At 45.3% G+C, this 8150-nt stretch carries 12 protein-coding genes; 11 read left to right on the top strand and 1 reads right to left on the bottom strand.

The genetic code is table 11. The annotated features are described in order from the left end of the window. The first annotated feature begins 10 nt into the window (after positions 1–10). On the top strand, positions 11–127 hold the full coding sequence (locus QZ942_RS02875; protein ID WP_292993138.1) for a sugar transferase: 117 nt from the start codon (positions 11–13) through the stop codon (positions 125–127). 192 nt (positions 128–319) lie between these two features. Here the strand turns inward: QZ942_RS02875 and QZ942_RS02870 are convergent, their stop codons facing one another. After that, a complete protein-coding gene (locus tag QZ942_RS02870) occupies positions 320–712 on the bottom strand; it encodes a hypothetical protein (protein WP_292993137.1) in 393 nt (130 codons plus the stop codon). 398 nt (positions 713–1110) lie between these two features. Between QZ942_RS02870 and QZ942_RS02865 the strand changes: the two genes are divergently transcribed. From QZ942_RS02865 to QZ942_RS02820, 10 genes are all read left to right on the top strand, one after another. Then, positions 1111–1719: a LemA family protein gene (locus tag QZ942_RS02865; protein ID WP_292993136.1), complete on the top strand. Its 609-nt coding sequence runs from the start codon at positions 1111–1113 to the stop codon at positions 1717–1719. A 33-nt stretch (positions 1720–1752) separates the two neighbouring features. Further along, positions 1753–2655, top strand: a complete 903-nt coding sequence (locus tag QZ942_RS02860; RefSeq protein WP_292993135.1) for a YgcG family protein — start codon at positions 1753–1755, stop codon at positions 2653–2655. Beyond that, entirely contained in the window at positions 2656–3159 is a 504-nt protein-coding gene (locus QZ942_RS02855; RefSeq protein WP_292993134.1) for a TPM domain-containing protein, read from the top strand. A 58-nt stretch (positions 3160–3217) separates the two neighbouring features. Continuing rightward, positions 3218–3661 carry a hydrogenase maturation protease gene (locus QZ942_RS02850; protein ID WP_292993133.1) on the top strand — a complete coding sequence of 148 codons (444 nt, stop codon included), beginning with the start codon at positions 3218–3220 and terminating at the stop codon, positions 3659–3661. Continuing rightward, entirely contained in the window at positions 3640–4260 is a 621-nt protein-coding gene (locus tag QZ942_RS02845; RefSeq protein ID WP_292993132.1) for a HupE/UreJ family protein, read from the top strand. Before QZ942_RS02850 ends, QZ942_RS02845 begins: the two co-directional genes overlap by 22 nt. A 15-nt stretch (positions 4261–4275) precedes the next feature. Continuing rightward, positions 4276–4617: a hydrogenase maturation nickel metallochaperone HypA gene (hypA, locus tag QZ942_RS02840; protein WP_292993131.1), complete on the top strand. Its 342-nt coding sequence runs from the start codon at positions 4276–4278 to the stop codon at positions 4615–4617. A gap of 9 nt (positions 4618–4626) precedes the next feature. Next, on the top strand, positions 4627–5541 hold the full coding sequence (hypB, locus tag QZ942_RS02835; protein ID WP_292993130.1) for a hydrogenase nickel incorporation protein HypB: 915 nt from the start codon (positions 4627–4629) through the stop codon (positions 5539–5541). Then, on the top strand, positions 5534–6667 hold the full coding sequence (locus QZ942_RS02830) for a carbamoyltransferase HypF (protein WP_292993129.1): 1134 nt from the start codon (positions 5534–5536) through the stop codon (positions 6665–6667). The genes hypB and QZ942_RS02830 overlap by 8 nt, the downstream gene beginning before the upstream one ends. A gap of 22 nt (positions 6668–6689) precedes the next feature. Next, positions 6690–7544, top strand: a complete 855-nt coding sequence (locus tag QZ942_RS02825) for an Hsp33 family molecular chaperone HslO (protein WP_292993128.1) — start codon at positions 6690–6692, stop codon at positions 7542–7544. Between the two features lie 261 nt (positions 7545–7805). Further along, complete coding sequence (locus QZ942_RS02820; protein ID WP_292993127.1) at positions 7806–8024, top strand: hypothetical protein; 219 nt, start codon at positions 7806–7808, stop codon at positions 8022–8024. The last annotated feature ends 126 nt before the right edge of the window (positions 8025–8150 follow it).

Genomic DNA, 8150 nt, shown 5'->3' with positions numbered 1-8150 from the left:
GTTGGAAAAAATGAAAGCGCGTATCGAACACGATTTGTATTATCTTAAACACTGGTCTATCTGGCTCGACCTCTGGATCATCCTCAAAACCGTCTGGATCGTACTGCGTAAAGATAATGCTTACTAAATCCTATCTTGGATAAGACTCAGAAGTAGGTAGGTGAATAGGAAATAACTTGATGAGAAAATAGAAAACCAAATACTTTCTTCTCAGTCATTTTCTAACGGAAAAAGTGTGCTTCTAAAAAACCAATCCATTATTTGTTCTAACTGTTTGGGGCCAGTTATCAAGCAATCGTTAACTAGCCCCAATTTGGGTCTACACAAAAATACTCGTAAGTTTTGCTAACAATCCATTAATCATGGGTTGAAACACGCCCAAGAAATTGTTCAGTTGCAGAACACCAACAATGAGAATCAATAAACCACCAGCAACAATTCCGTATTTAAGGCCTAGTGCAAAATTGGCTGATGCTGGCGCACGCGTGTAGGTTTGATTGGAGAATGCCAAAAATATTCTTAATATACCAAGCAATACGCCTGTAGCAACACACCCAAAAAATAAATGTAATGCACACAGAACTCTTTTGGTCAAATCCGCATCGGCAAGCTCAAGACTTGAAAAACGAAGGCAAACAATAATTACAAAGAGCAAAATGAGGGAGTTCCAAAAGCCTCCAAATCTCATTCTCATCTCACTTTCCATACTCATAAAATATCTCCCTTTTAAATTAAAACTGCATAAATAATAAATCGCCGTATGCACAACATCATAAAAAACTTTTTTAACCCATACACTTATGGCTTTCCAGAGTTGGCGTACGTATACTCAAGCTACTAATAAATCTTGTATCCAAACTGCTCTGAAGTCTGGTAATTAAAACCCGATCAGTTTTGATTGCTATCATTGCATGCAGCCTATTTATTTTACATAACTTATATAAAAATAAATGAATTAAAAAAACATATTCTTCATATGCCACAACATACCGAAAAAATATGTAATGATGAAGAATGCTTTTTTATTACAAAACAATAATATGATGTTCTTGAAAATACCATTTGCATCTCTATTTAATAAATAATTTTGATCCTTATCGGGAGCAGTTTATGCGCAATTTGCTATTGATTATTGCAACTCTCTGTACTTTTTTTCTGAGTGGATGCGGCTACAATACACTACAGTCAACGGATGAACAGATTAAAGCCAGTTGGGCGGAAGTGCTGAATCAATACAAGCGGCGCGCCGACTTGGTCCCCAACCTGGTTAATACGGTAAAGGGATTTGCTTCCCAGGAAAAGGATGTATTGCTGGGTGTAACCAATGCCCGCTCCAGGGTTGGCGGCATTCAAGCGACACCTGAGCTGATTAATGATGCGGAAGCATTCTCAAAATTCCAGAATGCCCAAGGAGAATTGTCTAGCGCACTTTCAAGGTTGTTAGTAGTGGTAGAAAATTATCCGGAGTTAAAATCGGATGCCAATTTTCGTGACTTGCAAGCACAATTGGAAGGCACTGAGAACCGCATTACTGTGGCCCGCAACCGCTATATTAGAGCAGTGCAAGAATATAATATCGTGGTACGTTCTTTTCCCAGTAATCTCACGGCGATGCTAATTGGTTTTCATACAAAACCCAGCTTCACGGTAGAAAATGAGCAAGAAATTTCCACTGCACCCAAGGTTGATTTTAATGCTCCCAATCCGGCAGCAAAATAAAGACACTCTTTACGTGAGTACCCAGAGAGCGACATGATGCCTACCAAAATGACCCAAACTTGGGTAAAAATTCTGGTGCTTGCCGTTTTACTTCTTTCCGCCACACTTACCAGAGCAGAGGTAGCGATCCCATTGCTCAAGTCACATGTAACCGATCTGACCGCAACACTTTCTGCCAGTGAAGCCACACAATTGGAACAAAAATTAGCAGCATTCGAAAAGGCAAAAGGCAGTCAGGTCGCTGTGCTGATTGTACCCACCACGCAACCCGAAACCATTGAACAATATGCGCTACGGGTTGCTGAAACTTGGAAATTAGGTCGTAAAGGTATCGATGATGGCGTACTACTGCTCATTGCTAAAAATGATAGAGCACTACGCATCGAAGTGGGTTATGGTGTGGAGGGTGCATTGCCTGATGCGATGGCAAAACGGATTATCGCAGAAATTATCGTGCCGCAATTTAAAGCAGGAAGCTTTTTAGCCGGTATTGATGCGGGCATTGATGCGATTCTAAGCTTGCTTAAAGGAGAGTCACTTCCATCACTACCCTCAACCCAAAACGGCCCCGGCAACTCCTCCGGCATGCATTTCCTTCTTGACAATTTTATTCCCGTTTTAATCGGACTTATTGTGCTCGGAAGAATGCTGCAGGCGCTACTAGGACGTCTTGTTGGAGCTGCTATAACGAGTATCGGTATGGGATTCATTGGCTGGTTATTTTTTTCTTCGGTCGTTGCCGCCATACTCATCACCGCTGTTGTATTCTTTATAAGCCTTTTTCAGAGCACAGGCAGTGGAATTTATAGAAACGGACGCAGCAGCTGGTCAGATAATGGTTTCAGGAATGGTGGTTTTGGAAGCGGCAGCTCTGGGGGCGGTTTTAGCGGAGGCGGGGGTGGCTTTGGTGGCGGCGGCGCATCGGGGAGATGGTAAATGAATTTCGCCCGCATCCTCCGCCATCTTTTAACCGGGAAATTCGCACTGCGGCGCATATTCCATGCAACCTCGCTGACTGCTATTGAACAAGCCATTCAACAATCGGAAATGAATCATGGGGGTCAAATTTGTTTTGCCGTAGAAGCCACACTCAATACAATTCCTCTTTTCAAAAACCAGACCGCCCGGGAACGGGCAGTAGAAGTATTTTCACAATTACGAATATGGGATACCGAACACAATAATGGCGTATTGATTTATTTGCTGCTTGCCGATCGTGACGTAGAAATCATTGCGGATCGCGGCATCCATGCCAAAGTTTCCAGCGAAGAATGGGAAGCCGTTTGCCGCACGATGGAATCCGCATTCCGGCAACAACAATTTGAGGCCGGTGTAATTAATGGGATCAATGCGATTGGTGGTCATTTACGGGAATATTTTCCATCTGATTCCAATAATCAAAAAAATGAGATTGCTAATAAACCAGTGGTGCTGGAATGATCGGGTTTTTACTGAACCACTTGTTTTAAAGAATAAATCAATAGCACACTCACAATACATGTTCAAATTACTGTTATTCGGATATGGAAATCCAGGACGCGGGGATGATGCATTAGGACCCCTATTAATTGAGCACATAAATCACTTGGAACTGGCAGATATTACTTGTCTCGTTGACATGCAATTACTGATCGAGCATGCTACCGATTTGGCGGGATTTGATCAGATCCTATTTGTTGATGCGGATATGTCGTGCGTAGAACCCTTTGAATTCTCGGCTCTACATGCCGGAAAAGATAGTAGTTATACCAGCCACACATTAACGCCGGCTGCATTACTGTTTATTTATCTGCAAATCTACCAACAGGCTGCACCGCCAGCTTTTTTACTGCGTATTCGTGGCTATCATTTTGAACTGGGTGATCCATTAAGCGCACGGGCAGGTGTAAACTTGGAAGCAGCGATCAAGCAAATAAAACAATGGCATTTACAGCACGTATGAAGAATCCGATTTCACAATTCAGATTCTCCCGACTTTTAGTTCTGATCATTCCTTTTTGGATTATGCCGTCATTGGTTTTTGCCCATACCGGCGCCGATCCGCATAATGGCTGGCTACATGGATTTTCCCATCCCTTGAGCGGATTGGATCATGTGCTAGCAATGGTCGCAGTGGGTTTATGGGCGGCACAAGCGCATAGCCGTATTATTTGGCTAATCCCGTTGGTTTTTGTAATGGTTATGGGATTAGGCGGTTTATTGGGAATGATCACCTTGCCGATAGCTTTTGCGGAATATGGCATCACCCTGTCACTATTCGTTCTGGGTACATTGCTTGCCTGCCGGAAACATTTGCCGCTCAGTGCCAGTATTATTCTGATCGGATTGTTTGCACTCAGTCATGGCTATGCGCATGGCAACGAAATGCCGCAAAACGTCTCAATGTTTCCCTATGCGGCAGGATTCATGCTGGCTACCATGCTGTTGCATGTATGCGGTATTGGTCTGGCTCTGCTGTTCAGGAACTTTATCAGTGTCAGCTGGATACGCTTTAGCGGTATCATAATTGCATTTTACGGCGGATTTTTAATGATTCAGTAAACAGTGAGGTGAAGTATGCATGAAATGTCGCTCGCCGAGAATGTCATGCAACTCATTGAAGATGCCGCACTTGAGCAGCAATTCACACAAGTCATCACGGTATGGCTGGAAATTGGACAATTGGCTTGTGTAGAAAAGGAATCGTTGCGCTTCTATTTTGATGTAGTGACACAGGACAGTATCGCCGGTCAATCCAAATTGGAAATTATAGAAATTCCAGGGCAAGCCTTGTGCAATCAATGCAATCAGGATATTTTGATCACTGCTTACCATGCAGCCTGCCCGCACTGTGGCAGCTACGCATTGCAAGTCACCCAAGGTAATGAAATGCGGATTAAAGAACTTGAAGTGAAATAAAGGAATCGTATGTGTACAACTTGTGGATGTGGTATTGGCCAGACGCACATTAATGGTAAATTGATACAATCGCATCAGCACTCTGATAAACCGCTAAATTATCGCCCGCATCAGCATTCTCATGTGTACGAACACAATCCGGTTCCTGCCGGCACGGGTCACTCATCGAATACCATTCATCTCGGAACAGGCATTGCAGGCACACATGCTCCAGGAATGAGTCAGGCGCGAATGATTAGAATTGAGCGCGATATTCTGGCAAAAAACGACCTTTATGCCGATGAAAATCGGCGACACTTATCAGAACATGGGGTCTTTGTACTCAATTTGGTTTCCAGTCCGGGTTCCGGGAAAACCACTCTTCTGGTTAAAACCATTCAAATGCTACGCGACAGGTTGCCCATTACCGTAATTGAAGGTGATCAACAAACCGATCACGATGCTGAACGTATCCGCGCAACTGGCGTGACGGCGATACAAATCAATACCGGTAAAGGCTGTCATCTGGATGCGCACATGGTAGGCCATGCCATACAACAACTTTCCTTACAAAATAACAGTTTGTTGTTCATAGAAAATGTCGGCAATCTGGTTTGTCCATCGGCTTTCGATCTGGGTGAAGCGCATAAAGTAGTTGTCCTGTCCGTCACCGAAGGGGAAGATAAACCACTCAAGTATCCCGATATGTTTTATGCAGCCGATCTGATGTTGTTAAACAAATGCGATCTGCTGCCGCACTTGACCTTTGACGTTGATTTGGCAATTGAATATGCGCATCGCATCCACCCCGCACTGCCGGTGATTCAGATTTCAGCCACGCAAGGCAACGGTATGCCGGAATGGATAGACTGGATTATGGCGGGTTGCCGCAGTGCTGCAACTGCAAAGCAAGATCAGAAACAATTCGATTCCACGTTTGACTAATTCGAGCGATACACTGATCCCGTTGGCTATCAACGGACCTACCGTTCTGGCTTGTGGCGCTTGGCTAAAAAACACCATCTGTGTGACACAGGGTAATCAAGCGTATATTTCACCGCTTATCGGTGATTTAGCCACCGCAGAGGCCCGCCACCAGTTGGATAAAACCGTACAGCGCATGTGTCAGGATTATTCGGTATCGCCCGGAATCGTTACACATGACCTGCACCCGGATTTTTACAGCACACAATTTGCCCAAGCCTATGCTGAACAGCAGCATATTCCAACCCTTGCCGTGCAACATCATCATGCGCACATTGCTGCGGTCTGCGCCGAACACAAACTGATTCAACCTGTGTTGGGTTTGGCGCTGGATGGCGTCGGATTGGGAACGGACAACACACCATGGGGAGGCGAATTACTATTGGTGGATGGCGCCCACTTTCTTCGGCTCGGCCATCTGACCAACCTGGCTCTACCCGGCGGTGATCGCGCTGCGCTGGAGCCTTGGCGCATGGCAGCAGCGGCATTGGCGCGATTAAATCGTAGTGATGAAATTATGCAACGTTTCTCAGATCAACCGGCAGCCGGAACCGTTACCACCATGCTGGCAAAGAATCTCAATTGCCCGCAGACTTCCAGCATGGGTCGATTATTCGATGCTGCGGCCGGTTTGCTGGAAGTCAATTCGATTCAATCCCACGAGGCGCAAGCAGCCATACAATTACAACAATTGGCCGAACAACATGGAGAAGTTGCCGCGTTGGCTGATGGCTTTCAAATCACTGAAAATAATCATTTGGATTTCTCACCATTGCTATCGGCGATGATCGATTATCATGATGCAAAGCATGATACTTCCTACGCAGCCGCCCTATTCCATGCCACTTTAATCGCAGGATTAGCGGCATGGGTGGAAAAAGCTGCCTGTCAGCATAATATTTCACAACTGGCATTGGGCGGCGGGTGCTTTCATAATGCTGTGTTGCGACATGGATTAAAAAATCGCTTAGCCACACCATCTTTTCACCTATTCAGCGCGCAACAAATACAACCGGATGATAGCGCCATTGCGTTAGGTCAGGCATGGGTAGCTCTGCGGTATAATTGGGACTGTATTTTTGATTGATCAATTCATCCAAGGCTTATAAATGAGTAACTACGTACAGCGCTTCCTTCTGGAAAACCTGGATATTCGGGGCGCAGTGGTGCATCTTGATTCGGTCTGGCAACAAATGTTATCCGGCCGCAATTACCCGCAGCCCGTGACTCAATTACTGGGAGAAATGAGCGCGGTCACGTTGCTCCTGAGTGAAAACCTCAAGCAAGCCGGACGCCTGACCATCCAGATGAACGGTAGCGGCCCGGTTTCCATGCTGGTCATCGACTGTAATGACAGTTTGCACATACGCGGCATGGCCAAATGCGCGCAAGCTATCGAAGCGCAGCCGCTACCCGATCTACTCGGTCATGGACAACTACTACTGACCTTGGATATGCCCTCCATGCGCGAATCCTACCAAAGTATCGTACCGCTCGACGGCGACAACATCGCCGAACTGTTTGAACACTATTTCAAACAATCCGAACAACTGCCTTCTCGCCTTTTTCTGATCACCACAAACACCACCATTTTCGGTTTACTGTTACAAAAACTGCCTGCTGCCGATCAACAAGATCCCGATGGCTGGACGCGTGCCGAAGCTCTGGCAGCAACAGTCTACGATCAGACGCTATTTGATTTGACCGCAGAAGAGATACTGACCCGCTTGTTTTATGAAGAAACCATCCGTATCTTTGACGCACAAACCGTCCACTATGGTTGCCAGGAAAACCCAACAAGAATTTATGCCATGCTGCGCGCATTAGGGCGCGAGGAAGTAGATTCAATCCTGCAAGAATTTGGCGAAGTCGTTGTCAGTGATGATATTTGTAACCGCGAATACCGCTTGGACGCATTGGCGGTTGATGCGGTATTCCGGGAAGCCGGGCCGACAGTGCATTAAGAAACCTCTGAATAACTGTCATTTCGAGCATAGCGAGAAATCTATACTGTTGATTGCCAAAGATTCCTTAAATTACTTTAAGCAGAGGCGACGCTGATCGTTTCAAGAAATATAAGGCAAAACCCCAATGCAGTCTTGTCGACACACCATCCGCTCCAATCAATCTTGTGGTTAAACTCACAGACAATATGTTATCTATTTGTCATAATGCTGATAACATTTTGTATTTCCGATGGTTACTCTTAATTACGTCAACTTGTTATGAACGAACAAAATAAAACTGATGAAAAATCACCCCAAGTAACATCCGGAATTACGATAGCTGCTCTTCTGTTGGGTCTTTTTTTTCTCCAGGATACTTTTCTCAATCCAACTCGACTCGGCATGATCGATACGGAAAATGGGTATACCGAAAATATCCGTGCAAGGTTGTGGCAAGACCCTTTTCAAGTTGTTAATGAACAGCCTCTTCCAATATGAAATGAGCGTAGTAATCGGCCTTCGGTCGCAATGCGTTTGAAAGAAACACGATGCGGCGAGACATGAGGTAAAGTGGAATACCGCGACGGCGAAGACCGAGCAGTCACTGGAGCGTCCCTGCCCGTA

The sequence above is a fragment of the Nitrosomonas sp. genome, from assembly GCF_021731985.1.
Classification (GTDB): domain Bacteria; phylum Pseudomonadota; class Gammaproteobacteria; order Burkholderiales; family Nitrosomonadaceae; genus Nitrosomonas.
The sequence above is the reverse complement of the archived record's forward strand: the minus strand, read 5'-3'. Positions and strand labels throughout refer to the sequence as shown.

Coding starts and splice junctions, on each gene's coding strand:
- QZ942_RS02875 (WP_292993138.1), top strand. CDS start 11: ATGAAAGCGCGTATCGAACACGATTTGTATTATCTTAAACACTGGTCT.
- QZ942_RS02870 (WP_292993137.1), bottom strand. CDS start 712: ATGAGTATGGAAAGTGAGATGAGAATGAGATTTGGAGGCTTTTGGAAC.
- QZ942_RS02865 (WP_292993136.1), top strand. CDS start 1,111: ATGCGCAATTTGCTATTGATTATTGCAACTCTCTGTACTTTTTTTCTG.
- QZ942_RS02860 (WP_292993135.1), top strand. CDS start 1,753: ATGATGCCTACCAAAATGACCCAAACTTGGGTAAAAATTCTGGTGCTT.
- QZ942_RS02855 (WP_292993134.1), top strand. CDS start 2,656: ATGAATTTCGCCCGCATCCTCCGCCATCTTTTAACCGGGAAATTCGCA.
- QZ942_RS02850 (WP_292993133.1), top strand. CDS start 3,218: ATGTTCAAATTACTGTTATTCGGATATGGAAATCCAGGACGCGGGGAT.
- QZ942_RS02845 (WP_292993132.1), top strand. CDS start 3,640: ATGGCATTTACAGCACGTATGAAGAATCCGATTTCACAATTCAGATTC.
- hypA (WP_292993131.1), top strand. CDS start 4,276: ATGCATGAAATGTCGCTCGCCGAGAATGTCATGCAACTCATTGAAGAT.
- hypB (WP_292993130.1), top strand. CDS start 4,627: ATGTGTACAACTTGTGGATGTGGTATTGGCCAGACGCACATTAATGGT.
- QZ942_RS02825 (WP_292993128.1), top strand. CDS start 6,690: ATGAGTAACTACGTACAGCGCTTCCTTCTGGAAAACCTGGATATTCGG.
- QZ942_RS02820 (WP_292993127.1), top strand. CDS start 7,806: ATGAACGAACAAAATAAAACTGATGAAAAATCACCCCAAGTAACATCC.